At 33.6% G+C, this 15678-nt stretch carries 18 protein-coding genes and 1 pseudogene; 7 read left to right on the top strand and 12 right to left on the bottom strand.

Annotated features, from left to right (window positions below):
- The first annotated feature begins 80 nt into the window (after nucleotides 1-80).
- Nucleotides 81-311, top strand: coding sequence for a hypothetical protein (locus tag CD30_RS14275; protein WP_036178191.1), 231 nt, complete (start codon nucleotides 81-83; stop codon nucleotides 309-311).
- A 64-nt stretch (nucleotides 312-375) separates the two neighbouring features.
- Here CD30_RS14275 and CD30_RS14270 read toward each other — a convergent pair whose 3' ends face one another.
- From CD30_RS14270 to CD30_RS14250, 5 genes are all read right to left on the bottom strand, one after another.
- Nucleotides 376-1209 carry a hypothetical protein gene (locus CD30_RS14270; RefSeq protein ID WP_036178189.1) on the bottom strand — a complete coding sequence of 278 codons (834 nt, stop codon included), beginning with the start codon at nucleotides 1207-1209 and terminating at the stop codon, nucleotides 376-378.
- Between the two features lie 72 nt (nucleotides 1210-1281).
- The gene (locus tag CD30_RS14265) at nucleotides 1282-1965 is read right to left on the bottom strand and encodes a TatD family hydrolase (protein ID WP_235802069.1); all 684 of its coding nucleotides are present in this window, start codon (nucleotides 1963-1965) and stop codon (nucleotides 1282-1284) included.
- Between the two features lie 40 nt (nucleotides 1966-2005).
- Nucleotides 2006-3460, bottom strand: a complete 1455-nt coding sequence (gene qatC / locus CD30_RS14260; protein WP_036178186.1) for a Qat anti-phage system QueC-like protein QatC — start codon at nucleotides 3458-3460, stop codon at nucleotides 2006-2008.
- On the bottom strand, nucleotides 3453-4166 hold the full coding sequence (locus tag CD30_RS14255; protein WP_036178184.1) for a hypothetical protein: 714 nt from the start codon (nucleotides 4164-4166) through the stop codon (nucleotides 3453-3455). The genes qatC and CD30_RS14255 overlap by 8 nt, the downstream gene beginning before the upstream one ends.
- A gap of 6 nt (nucleotides 4167-4172) precedes the next feature.
- The gene (locus tag CD30_RS14250) at nucleotides 4173-6053 is read right to left on the bottom strand and encodes a KAP family P-loop NTPase fold protein (protein ID WP_036178182.1); all 1881 of its coding nucleotides are present in this window, start codon (nucleotides 6051-6053) and stop codon (nucleotides 4173-4175) included.
- Between the two features lie 332 nt (nucleotides 6054-6385).
- On the opposite strand from CD30_RS14250, the gene CD30_RS20445 reads away from it, so the two are divergent.
- Together CD30_RS20445 and CD30_RS14240 are read left to right on the top strand one after the other, a co-directional pair.
- Complete coding sequence (locus CD30_RS20445) at nucleotides 6386-7213, top strand: hypothetical protein (protein ID WP_211254629.1); 828 nt, start codon at nucleotides 6386-6388, stop codon at nucleotides 7211-7213.
- On the top strand, nucleotides 7210-8130 hold the full coding sequence (locus CD30_RS14240; RefSeq protein ID WP_235802068.1) for a hypothetical protein: 921 nt from the start codon (nucleotides 7210-7212) through the stop codon (nucleotides 8128-8130). The genes CD30_RS20445 and CD30_RS14240 overlap by 4 nt, the downstream gene beginning before the upstream one ends.
- 437 nt (nucleotides 8131-8567) lie before the next feature.
- On the opposite strand, the gene CD30_RS14235 is transcribed toward CD30_RS14240, so the two are convergent.
- The gene (locus CD30_RS14235; protein ID WP_052126232.1) at nucleotides 8568-8915 is read right to left on the bottom strand and encodes a Holliday junction resolvase RecU; all 348 of its coding nucleotides are present in this window, start codon (nucleotides 8913-8915) and stop codon (nucleotides 8568-8570) included.
- A gap of 387 nt (nucleotides 8916-9302) precedes the next feature.
- On the opposite strand from CD30_RS14235, the gene CD30_RS14230 reads away from it, so the two are divergent.
- Nucleotides 9303-9812 (top strand): hypothetical protein, encoded by a 510-nt coding sequence (locus CD30_RS14230; protein WP_036178180.1) that lies wholly within the window; start codon nucleotides 9303-9305, stop codon nucleotides 9810-9812.
- 315 nt (nucleotides 9813-10127) lie between these two features.
- Nucleotides 10128-10394: a hypothetical protein gene (locus CD30_RS14225; protein ID WP_036178177.1), complete on the top strand. Its 267-nt coding sequence runs from the start codon at nucleotides 10128-10130 to the stop codon at nucleotides 10392-10394.
- Between the two features lie 339 nt (nucleotides 10395-10733).
- On the opposite strand, the pseudogene CD30_RS20750 reads toward CD30_RS14225, so the two are convergent.
- The 4 genes and pseudogenes from CD30_RS20750 to CD30_RS14210 form a co-directional block, all read right to left on the bottom strand.
- Nucleotides 10734-11230, bottom strand: a pseudogene (locus CD30_RS20750) (LysE family translocator).
- Nucleotides 11231-11359: a hypothetical protein gene (locus CD30_RS20660; protein WP_268871095.1), complete on the bottom strand. Its 129-nt coding sequence runs from the start codon at nucleotides 11357-11359 to the stop codon at nucleotides 11231-11233. It lies immediately after the preceding pseudogene.
- 296 nt (nucleotides 11360-11655) lie between these two features.
- A complete protein-coding gene (locus CD30_RS14215) occupies nucleotides 11656-12678 on the bottom strand; it encodes a hypothetical protein (protein WP_036178175.1) in 1023 nt (340 codons plus the stop codon).
- Nucleotides 12679-12759: 81 nt separating this feature from the next.
- Nucleotides 12760-13197, bottom strand: a complete 438-nt coding sequence (locus tag CD30_RS14210; protein ID WP_036178173.1) for a helix-turn-helix domain-containing protein — start codon at nucleotides 13195-13197, stop codon at nucleotides 12760-12762.
- Between the two features lie 527 nt (nucleotides 13198-13724).
- Between CD30_RS14210 and CD30_RS20655 the strand changes: the two genes are divergently transcribed.
- Both CD30_RS20655 and CD30_RS19845 read left to right on the top strand, forming a co-directional pair.
- Nucleotides 13725-13853: a hypothetical protein gene (locus CD30_RS20655; protein WP_268871094.1), complete on the top strand. Its 129-nt coding sequence runs from the start codon at nucleotides 13725-13727 to the stop codon at nucleotides 13851-13853.
- A gap of 140 nt (nucleotides 13854-13993) precedes the next feature.
- Complete coding sequence (locus CD30_RS19845; RefSeq protein WP_062686429.1) at nucleotides 13994-14218, top strand: DUF2188 domain-containing protein; 225 nt, start codon at nucleotides 13994-13996, stop codon at nucleotides 14216-14218.
- A gap of 77 nt (nucleotides 14219-14295) precedes the next feature.
- Here the strand turns inward: CD30_RS19845 and CD30_RS14205 are convergent, their stop codons facing one another.
- Complete coding sequence (locus CD30_RS14205) at nucleotides 14296-14490, bottom strand: hypothetical protein (RefSeq protein WP_235802067.1); 195 nt, start codon at nucleotides 14488-14490, stop codon at nucleotides 14296-14298.
- Between the two features lie 124 nt (nucleotides 14491-14614).
- Nucleotides 14615-15472 (bottom strand): hypothetical protein, encoded by an 858-nt coding sequence (locus CD30_RS14200; RefSeq protein WP_036178169.1) that lies wholly within the window; start codon nucleotides 15470-15472, stop codon nucleotides 14615-14617.
- Between the last annotated feature and the right edge of the window lie 206 nt (nucleotides 15473-15678).

Here is a 15678-nt window from a genome sequence, read left to right as displayed (position 1 = left end):
ACGTAGTATCGGTAGTAGGAATTGATATAATAAGTATTGTTAAAGCGGTCGGCAAAAGGTCATGGAGGGAGGAACTGCTCATGCTCGTAAAAGCAAAGGATTTTAAAGCTGGAATGATAATCGAGTTGGAAATGATGGCTTCCTATCATGCCAGTAAGAATAAGGTGACTAAAGTGGTGGAAATTGAAGAAGACGTTTTTTATTCAGAGGGAGATAAAGAGGTTATGGTCGATTTTATAGACTACGAAACAAAAAAAGGTGGAGTGATTATACTCAATCCGTTGCAGGATTATATACTGGTTAATGGTTAGGCTTAGGGCTTCATTCGTCTCCTTTTCAAACTTGAAATGGACAACTAAAGCCCCATCCTTTCACTTATGATGATTGAGCTTCCGAGCCAGGCTGTTCCACGTCATCAAAATTTATATCAAGTGTTTCTACATAATGAACGATAGTCTCAACGCTTTTGTAAATATTTGTTTCACGCAAAGGGGTGTCACTCATTGCCCAAGCAAGAAAAAGTTGACCGAGAACCGTCAGAACTGGTAACAGAACTTTTTTCCAAGTGCTTACTTCTTCTTCGTTTAACTTTCCCTCCTGAACTTCTGCTTCTGTAACATTAACAATAATATTGATTTTAAGAGCCATATCGAAAAATTGCGGCCGCTTAATTTTCACTTGAATATCTTCTTCAAGTTGTTCCTCTATTTCTTCTACGTCATCTTCTGTATCATGAATATATTCACTTAGATTTTCCACAAAGGAACTGTTGATTGCAAAAGATATTTGATTAAAAAAGGGAGCAAATTGGGAAGCACTTGAAAGAGCTAAACTTTGGTTTCTTAAACTTGCCACAGCACTTGCCATTTGAGAAAAGTCATGACGTGGGATTTTAATCATACCTACTTTTGCCAACAGTGGCTCTTTATAAAAACTGTTTATTAGACTGCTTTTAGATAATTCACTTGCTATTAGACCGCTTTTAGCAACTTCATTCGCTAATATACCACTCTTTGCTACTTCACTTGCCAGTGTACTAACCTTTCCAAAAGCACTCGCATGTTCCATATAACTTGCTACTACACTACGGTTTGCCATTTTGTTTGCCAATTCACTGGCTCTCGTCATATTGCTAATCATTTCTGAATTTCGGTTTAATTGATTCATCATCCTTTGCCATTTCCGTAAGTGCTTAAATGCATCTTCCATTACAATTCACCACTTTCAAATATCCTTGTTTGAAATCATTACTTAATCCAATAATGATATGGTTCTAACTTGCTATTTGACATACTGTTGTTGCTCATTTAACAGCCTTTTTATGTTATTAAATACAATAGAACTAAAGTTTTTAATTTGGAGCTTTTCTTCAAATTCCTTATAAATTACAGGTAAGTTGTATGACTTTCCTTTTATATTAGATTTTCCAAAAGGAGCATCGGTTTCAATAAGCAACCTATCCAAAGGAATTGCTCTTATTATATTTAGACCCTTTACAGAAGTAAGCATTGAATAGTTTACGGATAGATAGTAACCATTTTCGATTATTTCTTCTAACAGTGTTTTACTACCAGAATACCAATGAAATACTGCAAATCGAACCTTATTTTCTAATAAAATATCCAAGGTATCTCTTTCAGCCATTCTCGAATGTATTGACAATATCTTGCTTGTTTCTCCTGCTCGTTTACAAATATATTGAAATGCTTTTTGTTGCTCACTTTTAGTTTCTATAAATTCTTTAGAATAATCTAAACCAACTTCCCCAATATATTTTGTATGGGGGAGCCATTTTTCAAATACAAACCTATTAAAACTGTGTGTCTTTGCTAATTGTGGATTGTAGCCCATTGCAATCTTTACATATTTAGATTCTGGGAACTCCCTTTTACATCGTTCAAATATTTCAGGCAAATTTGTAACAAACAAAGCGTATATTTCATTTTGACTAAAATAATCATACATTTCCCGAAAGTTTTCGTGATAATCTATATGAATATGAAAATCAACTAAGTTGGGCATCTTCTAATAATTCCTTTATCCCTAAATATTCCATTAAACCACCACTATTTCGGGAATCCTCAAACCTAATCATTTCCAATAATTCGCTCATTGATTTGTGATATAACCGTTCATAGGCTTCAATTTCATCCGTTGATAAAGGGCCTTGTCGAATCAAAAGTGTCCTAATATACTCACCATCATCTTTATGTTTGTAATATCTCCTTAAACTAAAGAGTACAGCTTTTAAATCACTTGCTCTGCCCTGAAGGTTGTTGTATTTTGTTAAGAATTCTTTATTTATTCTATATACCGAATTATATATGGTAGAATCTTTACCTGTTGTTAAAAACGATGCCCTTCTAATAAGGCACGGATAACAATATCCACAGTTACAAGGAATTTCTATACTTTTATCATATTTTCTATCATACCTTGATAAACAAGGGTGGGAGCATGAAAGAGTTCTATGAGCACTTCTTTTGAAAACAGGATTAGCTTTATGTTCTGCAACAATTTCACCCTTAGATTTGTCCCAATAAAAATTAGATATTTTATGTTTTAAACCGACCGACTGAAGGATGTGATTCAAAGATTTCAAAAAGATAGGATGGGTAGTTCTGGTACTGCAACTTCCATTCCTACTATCCGTTAAAGGAACATTTATACCAATGAATCCGTTCTCTGGTATATATACAGGTGTTTCGTCACCTAATATAGAAGCGATAGCAACTGCACCCGCTAAAAATAGAAATGACCTGCTTCTACTTGTACTTTCAGACCCCAGCTTGGTTTTTTCTCCACCCCTTTGAAGCGGAGCTAAAGGATTAGCGTTAAATAAAATTAACTCTTTACTCAATGCAGGATATGCTTTATCAATCTCATTAAAAAGTTCATGCTGTCTGTTAGTTAAAAGATTGTACTCCCTAAAGCCAACAAAGCAAGTGTTTTTCTGCTTATCTGATAGTGTTAAAGCACCACAAAATGAATCTAAACCGCCAGAAAAAAGACTTACTGAGTCATACTTTTCTCTGTCGATAAGTTTATATTTTGTGTTTTTCTTATTTGCTCTAAACTTGCTCGTAGATTTTCTGAATTCAAATATCCAGTTATCGCCACTTAAGAAACCAAGTGTTTTTTCCAAATCGTTTTTAACTAAAATCCATTTTTCCATTTCCAGAACGGGGAGATAAAGTTTAATATTCCTTGTCCAATTATCGGATGACCTTCTTCGAGGAATTCTTTTATCAGCACAGAAAATACTGATTGCTATTACTAATAAATCCTCGGTAATATCTGATAATGTTTGATTTCCAAATCTTCGCCAAAGTTGTTCCGCATCTGTCTTAACATTTGATTTATTGTTCTTATCGAAGAGATTAAATAGCAATACGTTCTCTGCTAAGTTTCCGTTATTTTCAAATTCATCATCCTGCTTATTAATCCAAATATTAAACAAGAGTCTCACTCCAAACTGATAATATTTCAAATGCCTTGTTACATTTATCTGTAATTATTTGTTTGCCTTGCTGTCCGTTCCAGTCAACTTTTTGAATGGTTTCTATTGTAAACTCGGACTCTATTGAAGTACGGATAAAAGTTTTAACACTTTTCTCGGCACTATCATATTTTTGTAAATTATCAAACATAGTTAGCAGCTTCTCTGCAAAGTTGGAAAGAAAACAATTTTGTATAAATTTCACAATAAACTCTCTAATAAATTCTCCAGGTTTGATAGAACCTACTATGTTATTGTAATCTTCTTCATCCACTGCACTTTTTAAAAGCTCACGCATAAGCTCACTCATGCTTTGCTGGGCAATACTATCATAAAAATCATTTCCGCTATCATTAAAATATTCCAAAAGACCTGCTCGAACCTCTTCTGAAGACTTGCCACGTAAATGTGCCAATCCAACCTTCTCTAAAGCACCAATAAATCCGTAATTCTTTACAGCTTCAATAAAATTTACTGCTTTCGCCCCTACTCTTGCAATAGAACCAGTGTGCGAGTTACCCCCACCGCTCATTGCCTTTGAAAAACTTGACACTGCTTTACCTATTGAAGAAGGGCTAAATCCGTTTTTAACCATGCTTGTTACATCTCTTTTAGCTTCTGGCCATAAATATCCTGTTGGCGGTAAATAACCTTTTGACGTTCCCATTCCTTATCACCCTATTTCCCATAGCTTTTTAGACGATTTCTTCGATTCCACATAATACGCTTTTAATTTTTCAAACGTTTCACTGTCCAACTGTTTGAACAAGAATATTTCAGTCGGAGTAATTAAGCCTTTCTTAATCTTTTTCAGTTCCTCATAGATTTTTGGCTGATATTGAGGAAACATTTTATATAGTTCAATTAGCACCCATAAATGATAATTTTGGTCCTGATTATATTTTGAGATGACTCCTTTAACGATTTCACTTCGAGTTACTTCATCCATTACTTTTAGCTCTTCAATCTTTTTCTTTCTTACAATTTCTGCAGTGGTAGCGTTACAGATTTGATTAATAAACTTCCGTTCTTCCTGATTTAAGTTTATTGAAAATAGTTTTTTGTCTGAAACGGAATCTCGAGCTAAATAGAAATATTGAGATAAATCAACTTCAGATAAATTAGATGGTTCAACACCAACCCATCTTTTTATTTTGTCTCCAAACCAAGCATTATTTTTCTGTTCTTGACCCGTTTTGGGTTTTTCCTCATCATTTAAACCCTCGTTTAATATCTGGTTTTCAATATCTGATAACTGCTTTGGAGTTCCGTTATTTTCAAATTGCCACTGATATAGCTCTCTAAATAAATCTCTGTCGGTGTACTCAAGAACCATCAACTTTGCTAAAACTGATAAATTCAGTTCTATTCTTTGTATCTCAGCAAGACGTTTTCTCATATAGAACGTATTTAAAAATCTCTTGGTTTGTCTTGGATTCCCTTTCAAAGTGGCCGCAATAACACTTCCAATACTATTGAAAATTTGAATTTGCTCTTCAAAATCAGATTGACTGTAGCCCTGTTTATACTTGTCACCATCCGTACTTGTTACCCCATTGATTATTTCTATTATCTCTTTCCCGCTTATAATTTCTCCTCTAACAAAAATACCCTTGTCCCTTAACTTATTGATTAATTTGTTTAGTACATTTTCACTTAAGTACATTTCGCTTATTAAAAGAAGCATATAATTTTTTATATCAGTCTCAGCTAATTCCGCTATTCTGATAGGAAGTTGAACTATTTTTTCAATGTAATCAGTCGAAACATCTATTTCTACATCATCCAATTGAGGATATTTTCTTTTGATTGAATAAGTGATGATGTTCTCATCCATTGCAATAACAAATGTAGTCTTTTCAACAGCAAGAAACAGCTTAATTGCTTCAAGTGTTTCTATTATTCTATCAGGATTGCATCTATCTAAGTCGTCTATCATAATGATTAAATTGTCTATATTTGATGTACGAATTATGTTTACGAAGTCCTCTCTGAATTTTCGCACATTTTCAATGATATTTTCTTGTTGCTGAGCGTTGATATAGTCTTTTTTCATTTGAGATGCATTGTCCAAATGCTGTCCTATCTCTTTTTCTGAATCAAAATTTTCAAGTTTGAAACCTCCAAGAAGCATAGGTAAAGGATTTCCTGCTAATAAACTCAAAGATAAAGGAATGCCCTTTTTTAAGGCTGTGCTACCGACCCTAATCCAGTCAACTCGTTTAATTAAATTTTTAATCTTATCTGTTGATTCCTTGAAAAATGTTTGGTTTTCTTGAAGGCTTTGCAAAATTGCCTCCATTAAGGCTGTTTTTGCATCATCGTAGCCTTCAAACATCCAAGCATTTACTGTAACAACCGCAATCTTTTTCTCAGTTTGATTCATAGTGTTCTGTTCAATTAGATGAAGCAAAGTGGATTTACCACTTCCCCAATTGCCAAATAATCCAATTGTCAAAGGGTTCATTCTTTCACTCGTAGCAATCTCACTTATCAAACTTGCATAAGGCTCATAAGCCAACATATCTATTTTTGAAGCATCATCAGCCCACATAATTATGTATCCTCCTATTTTTTCTAATCTATTTACGATTATTCTCACTGCTGTAAAGGTTACTTCTTCTCGAATTTGTTTATGTAAATCCCATCCTGCTTGTTAAATAGCAGGGATAATAAATTTAGTACAAACATCACGCACATTTAGTTTCTTTTTCACTTCTCCTCCTCCTTACCCATTAACATCCGACCATTTATACCTTTATTTTACCAAATTCAAGGATGTACTGTTGAGAAATTTTGACTAAAGACAATGGAGAGTATGTAATATACTGGAATATAGAAAGAATGATATATTTAAAATAAAAAGATGGACTGGATTGAGACTCAATGAAGAAATTTTCTTTAAACGAAGAGACTTTGAGGTTTATTTTAGATTTTGAAAAGAATGTGCCAGGTGGGGCTGTTTTTACAAATACAGACTTAGTAGAAAGGTTTAAGCAATCTACCTTTCATCATAAAGAATTTGAAACGTATATTCCTACGGCCATAAATAAAGCAATATGGTACGCAATTAAACGAAGTGATAATTGGAATATGAAAAGAGGAGCTTATCAAAAAAGAAAATATTCATCTTCTGGCACAAAGCCTACAGTTCCAGCGTTTGAAGCTGAAATTAACGTTCCTGTTCGCAATAAAGAAACTTCTTCCTCTGCCTTTAACAGAGAAGAGTATATCCGTCATCTAAGTAAAAACTTGTTTGAAGTATTAATGCTTAAAAGGGATATTTCCGATGACTTTTTAAGGAAATATCATCTTAGTTCAAAGGGGATTGGTGATGACCTTTACTTTTTGACCGAAAGCTATTTTAGACAAAAGGGATTGTATAAGGGGAAGCATAGCATGTCCGATTATATTACCCCTAACGCTAAAAAAGCCATTGAATCGGGTAATATTTCAAAAAACTTGATATATATGATACCGAAAAATCTATATATCAAACAGATTTCTGAAATTATTTTAGCAGGACAACTAACAGAAGAATTTATCTATGAACTTTTGATTAAATATTACTTTGTTTGTACTGTTACAAAAGAAGAAGACAACAATTTGCCCTCCATTAAAATGGCTAAGGATTGGGATGGAGTAAATCCATTCTTCAGATATGAAAAGGCAGGGATTCATTTCGTATCGAATAGAAAGGAAAATGTAGAGTGAGTAACATACGGTCGAAAATTGTACCGAAAGAAGCTGTTCCGACTTTAGAATCAGATGGATGTATTACCTATGAAGAAGAGCTACCCTTTCCAATCGTTCATTATCCTTCAATATTGGGTGCTTTTTTTGGTTTTCAAGAAAACAAGAACAGCCTTGTGTGCTATTGTACATGTCAGAAAAAGGGCATGGAAACATACCTTTTAAACGAAGAATTTAGTCAGTTTGGGGATATCCCTAAATCATTGCGTTTCAATATGGGAGAGGCTTTTATAAACACCCTCCAATTCAAAGATAATTTATGCCATGTGTGTAATAGGGTCTGTCCTAAGTATGGATATGGAAAAACACTAAAAGGGACAAAGTTCCATTCAATCTATGGTCATTACATAAATGGATTAGCCTTTGGATATGGAATTGGTTCACGAGGTAGAATATATGCACCAGAACTTATTTCCTCTGATATAGTTCCTTACCTTATTACCCATTCATTTGATGATAAAAGGCTCGATGAAGAATCTTTAACAGATTTCTTACGTTATTGTGAAGATGTCATACGGATTCGGATGGGTTACTTTGCAATCGGTAAGAAATGGACAACTGAAGTTAAACTTCTTGAAATCATAAGAAAACTTTATCCAAACTATACGGTTATCCATCAATACCCGCTCGACCATTTGAGAGCTGATATTTTCATTGAAGAATTGAACCTTGTAATTGAATATCAAGGGGAACAGCACTTCAAACCAATTGCTTTTATGGGAGGAGAGGAAGCATTAGAAAATACAAAAGTCAGGGATAAGGAAAAAGAAGAAATGTGTAATTACTATAAACTTGGAATCGTTTATTTTGATTACAAAGATGACTTAAATGAAAAGATGGTTGAGGAAAGAATTTCATTGTATTTAAAGGGAAGATGACCATGATATTTTCAATAACAATGACGTTCCTTAAGGCAATAGCACTCTCCATAAATACAATTTAAAAAACAAAAACAATGCCATAAAAAGAAAATAGAAGCTCCTTCGCAGGGGCTTCTGATACTATCCTATTTCTCTTTCATTTACAAACTCAACTCACCTTCATATTTCCCCTTCAACTTGCTCAAATCACCTGTAAATGGCTTTAGAGAAGCCATACTTCAGTATGATAGCATTTAAATTCTGTTAGCCTGTAAAGTTCTTCATTCAGCTTAATGACCCTTTCTTTTCTATACCAACCCATAAATTCTGGCTTTTCTTCTACTTCCCTTTTAAGGATATTCCATAAATTATGGTGAAACTCACCTTCATAATTACTTTCAATTTCAATTATTTTCTCACTTCCATTCCTCCGTTTCTTTAAATTCACATTGAATTTAATAATTTAATAGATTACACAAATCATATTGATACCGAGTTCGCTTTAATTTTTGCGGAATAAGAATCCCATTTCCCCTTGTCCATTCCAATGAAAAGCTCTTACGTTCTCCGACATGGTAAAACTGATACGCTGTTACCGCATCCACAAAATACGTTTCATTTACATCCCTAAAATTAAATACAAATCCAGCAACCACTCCATCCATTTGATTGTAACGGTGCAATAATTCAATTTGATAATGCTGTATAGCTCCAAAAGGAATTGATTTACCTTTATGGCTCTTTAGCTCTAACAGATAGATATTCGGAATCTTGTATAGGATAAAATCGCAGGGGTTTTTCACGTTGGCAAATCCTAAACTATCATCTTTCAAACGGTAAAAGAATACATCTGCTGGAACAGAAGCATAAAAATCCTGCTCGAAACTTTTACCTGGGTTCTGCTTATTCCCCTTTCTCTTGGTTTCTTTTGTTACAGTTGCTATAGACCCTTCACTCCTTTCTCACAGCATTTCTATATCATAGAGATTCATTGATAGTTTGATAATGATTGCCCTGCATTACCACTGATTACTTAATTTTGAGCCACTGCAATTACATATCCTTGAGTACCATATTTTCAGCCATCCACCTCTACGACACCTTGCTAAAAGTAGCTCCGACAGTGTGCAGTTATAAAGAAAAAGCAAGTCTACTATAATACTAAAAAACTAATAGAAAGGAGTAAGTATATGAATAAAGATATATTTTTTACAATGGATGTCGATAAACGTGCAGAAGAAATCAATAAAATGTTGGTAAATAGCGATTTAAAAGGGGTTGCAGGGACTTTAGGAATAGCCTATTCCAGCTTCACAAAGGAAATGCAGAAGGAAGATTTCGTCTATATTGCGAGAGAGAATCAATATTTCAAGTTTATTCGAGACAAAGAATCATTAGGAAATGCGAAACCTTCTGATAAAGCAACCATTGGCTTTCAAGAGGAATTAACCTTTATAAAAGAGAATTTAGAAACCTTGAAGAGCTTAGTGTCTACCGTAAACGAAAAACCTACGCTTGTCTTAGATAAAGAAATCTACAATACCAAGGCAAAATACGTGAACAAAAATTTGAAGTTGAATGAAAATATTTATGACAAGTTCTCCAAGTTATGCGAGAACCAGTTCCCTCACCTAAAAGTTCAGGATTTAATTGCCCAGAGTTTGCTTGAGTTTATTAACACCTATCAAGAGTTTGAATAAATGACACTTTTTTAATGGCACAGATGAAGCTCCCTGTGCTTTTTTATTGCCTAATCAAGAAATCCTACACTCGTTTTACCATAGTTTTCGTATGAAAAAGATATGAACAACTTCATACTTTTTTAGCAATTTCTCATAATTATTCTGGTATAAGTGCAATTATTTAAGAACTTGTTATGAATTCTTTCATACCTTTTACTCAAATGTTGAGATATGTACACATACCAAACACTATTAAACCGCTGAGTAGAAGAAAAAATCAGAAAATACATGTTATAATATGACTACAATTTGAATTCGTTCGGAGGTAATTGCATGAGCAAATTGCTTAAAACAATTGAGGTCAAATCCGTAAATGGATTGTATCGAATTCATCAATACAAGGATGGAAACGCTCTGCCTAAACTTGTCATTTATCAGGTTGTCAATGGACATGAAGTGCCTGTAAAAAATATGTATGGGGAGCTTAAAAGATTGAATGAAGAGTTCTCTTTTGGCATTGAGCATGAACCAAAAGAAAGAACACGATTGAATACGAGAGAATTTGGCAGGGAATTTATTAGACGCTATAAAGGCAGATAAAGAATATCGGTGTTTAGGGCATTAATTGATGTATGCTTCAATAGTTTAATAGTGTTGTCAAACTCGTATCCAACAATTGGTTAAGATTTCGGAACAACTTTTAATTGGATATTTATATTAAATAATAGATAAGATACACCCGCATTTTTAGTAAAAAAATGGAGGTTCAGACTATATGGAATATAAACAAGTTGGACTTTTTTACGAGTTACTAAAGTTCTAACAGATACAGAAAAATTGAAAACTCCTATTCTTGTGAAGGAAACAACAGAAACTATTCAATTAATTAAGCGGAAAACAAAAACCACCTTATAAATAGGTGGTTAGGATGGTTCTTAATTATCTCTTTTCAAAAGCCAACTTTATTCCCAAAGAAATCAATGTAATTCCCGTTATTCTTTCAAAGATAAGTTGAACCGAAGGTTTTCTAAACCATGAACGAATGCGGTTAAGGATAGAGACACATAATAAAAGCCACAACAATGCAATCAGGATAAAAATTCCCGAAAACACAAAGGATTGCAATAATACATTCTTATGCGGGTCAATAACTTGAGGAAAGTAATATAGAAAATGATAGCTTTAGGGTTAAACGTAGTAGACAACAATCCTTGAAGAAAGCACGATTTCCTTTTAGATGTCTGATACGTAGCATCTGTATAGTCTCGGTTCTCCGAGTCATTTTTTTGTTTAGACAGTAATGCTTTAATTCCAATATAGAGAAGATAAACCGCACCCACATATTTTACTATCTCAAAAAGTACGATGGATTTAGCAATAACGGCTGATATACCGAGGACCGAAGCTGTTGCATGTAAAATATGTCCTGAGACCACTCAATAAGTAGTCGCACGGCCTCCTCTTTTTTCATATAAAATGGTATTTTTGGTAATCAAGGCAAAATCAGGACCAGGCGTAACAATTAATATAATGGATACAACTACAAATAAATAATAATTCGGCACATGAACTCCTCCTTTGACAAGTGTTATAATAAATAATTTATTGTTGTTATTATAACTTTAAATCATATATAACAGTCAACGTGTTTGTATAACACTGAAAGGATATCGACCATGTACATTGAAATTTAACATCAAGTTGAAATTTCTGAAACTTAATGAACTGGTCATCTGATGTCTACATAGCTTATACTGGTAGCATTAGGACAACAAGACCATCGAAAATGATGGTCGCTTTTTTCTTTAAACAAAACGACCTATTAAAAAAGGCACTGGATAACCCAATGCCTTGTTCCTGTTTAACTCAATCTATATTCCAACCCTTCTTCTTGCATACCAAATCTATCCGCTCCGTATAAAACCTGATTTGAGAACGTTAAAATAAATTTTTCAGCGACATCTACTAACGTATCTACTGTATCTCTAACATCCTGATATGGTTTGAATCGGAACTCTATCGTATGTTTATCATCCAAAAATTGAAGCTCTTCGCCAATTAATTCTCTTGCCTTATCCTCTCTCTCCTTTATTTTGTAATAGATTGGTGGACTAAGCTCTCTAAATGTTAATTTTACGAATGCTCTGTGTCGCATATCCTCCACCGATAGAAGTAAGGAAACACCGCTTTTTCCGAATCCAAAAGAAATGTATCTGTTTGCGAGATTCTTTCTCCTTTGGAATGGAAAGAAATAGGGTATATTAGTTTGTAATTGGTCTAACAAGTAATTATTTGCCTCAACATGGGGGTTAGAGAAATCTCTCTCTACCTCTTCCCTCATTAGTGCCACATTGCCTTGTATTGGCTTTATAACACTTATATCCTTTAGCAGTGAAATAGGTTTTACAACGGTATTTAGAACATTTAAGTTCTCGTAAATCCTTAACTTATGCGTTTCTGTATTGAGGTTGTTAATTAACGGAATCATGTCCTCGTTAATTTGCACAAAGTATAGATTAATGTCTTTTCCTTTTACTGCATTTTTCAACTGCTGTACATCCTTTGGTCTGAATCCTAATGCCTGGTAGATGATTATCCCTTTTTCTAATCTTTCAATAATTTTCAGCAGTCGCCTTTGATGGTCATTATTCGATTTAGTTAACACATTTTCAACGATAACCTCGACATTAGAGTTTTGCTCCATGCCATACATATCCAACATTAAAACCCTTTTATTCTGGCTATCATTTTCTTCCGTAACATCGAAACTTTGTTCCAATACGACTTCGGAAAAATGAAGACTCAACTCTTTTTCCATAATACTCAAATTTAATTTCAAGAATACTGTAAAAATAGCTTCCTTTATGCTACCGTTTTTTGACATAGCCATTCTCCTATTACATTTAAATAGAAAAAGAGAACCATAAAAAAATTACAGTTCTCCTTTTCCAACCTTTTTGATGTACTATTTTTTCAGTGACCTTAAAAAAATATCAACTTTATTTAATACGTTGACACTATCTGTATGTTTGGTATGTTCTTCCCATTCACAATCCAGCATTGTCTGGATAACAGCTAATAAATTTTCCCTAACAATAGTTGTAGGTAACTTCCCCTTTATCAGATACTCGGTAAATACTAAGACCTCTTGAACACTACGCAACGGTTCGTTTTCTGGTAAATCAATGTCGATAAGGTCTGTAATATCGACTTTTAGAGCAAATGCCAACTTTTGAAGGATTGGATATGAAGGAGCACGTCTTATTCCGTTCTCCAATTTATTGATATATCCAGCATCAATCCCAGTAATGCGTTGAACATCCTTCAAAGAATATGACCTTTCAAGCCTATAGAATTTGAGTTTCTCTGCAAAGTTTCGAGACATAACTCTGTCCTTTCCCATATGGAACTCCTCCTGTTTCATTTGTCTAATCCGAATTGGTAGATTAGAACTTCCTGTTTTAATAGCTTCAAATTTTGAAACCTGCTTTATTAAAGCTACTGTATTATAAGCAGTAAGAAGAAATATATAACTGATAAAAGTGGCTTATAGAGGGATAAGGCAGGGTAAAACAAGAGATTTGAAACGCAGACAATAAGATGATAATAGGATATGAAAAATGATAGATTAGGGTTGCATTACATAATTAGAGCTATGCCAAAATGGAGGAATCTATTATGGCAAATGAGGAAATTGAGTAGAAATTATTGAAAACCTATCACTTTCTTCAATATTCATGAGTATTCTTTCATATTCTAATATTTTCGCATTTGACAAATTAGAAAAAAACCGAATTAAACACAATATATAGTACCACTCGTCATTGTATATATACTATATATTGATTCAATTGGAATATAGTGCTATAATTCAATATTGTGAGGAGGCAAAAAATAAGCATTAGATTACACGTATTAGGAGGTGACTATATGGTACGAGTACGAATCAATACATCTCAAGTTAATAGAGCCATTAGAGATTTAAATAGAGAAGTAGATAAGCAAGTAAAAAGAGAAGTGCAGAAGCTCGAACGAGAGTTAAAGACAAAGCTAAAATAAAAAAGCCCTTATTTGTTTGGCAGAACAAATAAGAGCCATTGATTTATACATCCACGTTTATATTACAACAAAATTCATTTTCATAAAAGAGGACTTATGTTCGCCTCCCTCACCATATCAAATAATGAGGTGATGTTTAAATAGGTAAAAATCAGCATGTTACCCCACATTCTGGTGGTGGATTTCAAGTAAAAGGTGCAGGAAATTCAAGAGCAACAAAAGTATTTGATACTCAACGTGAGGCAATTTCATTTGCAAGAGATATTGCAAAAAATCAGCAATCTGAACTGTTCATTCATAACAGAACAGGACAAATTAGAGAAAGAAATAGTTACGGAAATGACCCTTACCCACCAAGAGGTTAATTGAAGGATACAATAACTTCTTTACAACTACAACAGGGAGAAATCTAATACTCCCTGTTCCCTTTTAAAATATCAGTTTAGTATTCAAGAAATTGTTCCATTTCTTCTTCACTTAAATCCTCTGGGTCAACACCTTTTTCTTTACAATAATCCCATAACGCCCTAACTTTTACTTTTGGGTCTTTAGGATTTCTTGGAATTGCAAAAACTCCGTCTGGGAAGGCATCATCGAACTCCTCAATTTCCATAATCAATTTTTCATCGGCTTTCATTTCTTCACCCACTTTTTCAATAATGAAACTGAACGTGTAAGAGTATTGCTTGGTTCGGTATGTTGATACAACAAACTCCTACCATAGCAGAGCAAAGTGCCAAATTCATATGATGGTCTCTAATTCATTCTCTGATTCGATATTCTTCCAAATACTCGTTTTCAGAATAAACTCTTAGAATATCGGATACTGGTACAAAGACATCATTTTTTAAATAAGAATAACAATCGTCTATACTGTTGTAAAAAATTTCGTTATTAATTCTTCTTAATGATTGATTTAAAAACCATTTTATCTTGTGTATATTAATTTCAGTTTCATCCAAATAATCAATTTTATCCTTATCAATATCAAAGGTCCAATCAGCCAATTGTGATATTGCTGTTTTGTACTTTATAACATAACAATTTGTACCCTTAATCCAGTCATATTCGATATTCGGTTCTCCTAAAAAATCTGCAAGATTGTATAGGAATTCTGGTCTTCTTCTTATACCTCCACCATATTTTAATACGTTGTCGGAATAAAAAAATGAATTCAATTGGAAATCCCTGTACAATTTATAGATAATCCAATCAACTGGTTTATTTATGCCATTATATTCTTTGCTAATATCAAATACCTTATCGTGATATTTAATTTGCTTCTTATCAATTTCTATGAAAACACCAAAGCCCTCCAGATAAGCCCTTAAAGGCGTATCTTTTATGAGAGCCTGTTGCAAATTTAAAAGTCCATACTTCTTTACTGATGAACAATTATCCTTATCCGTAGTTACATGCAATGAAGTTATATAAATTTCAAAATCCAACAGAGAATATTCACTTAATCCTAACAAACTAAAAAAGCCCTCTACATCATAATCATCTTTATGACTTACACAGTATTTCGTAATTTGTCGTTCATCCACACCCAATAATTTGCTCATTGAGCCAATTGTATCTTGAAGTGTAGTCATGTCATAAATAATTTGCTCCCCCATAAGACCTCTCCAAGTTAAGACTTTATATAATTAGCATAGCACAGAACTATTGAATGTCATCAAAATTCCAATCTTTTGTTGTTCCCTCCCTTTACCCTCTTTCCCAACTTAGTTCAAACTCACCTTAGATTTTCACATTAAAATAGCCCTGCCTTCTATGTAGTTGTCAAAAATAAACGGTAACTCCCCCCTTCTCCCAAACCCTT

Origin of the sequence: Ureibacillus massiliensis 4400831 = CIP 108448 = CCUG 49529 (assembly GCF_000772965.1) — a bacterium.
GTDB lineage: Bacteria > Bacillota > Bacilli > Bacillales_A > Planococcaceae > Ureibacillus > Ureibacillus massiliensis.
Note: the sequence above shows the minus strand (reverse complement) of the source record. Positions and strands in the feature narration are given on the sequence as shown.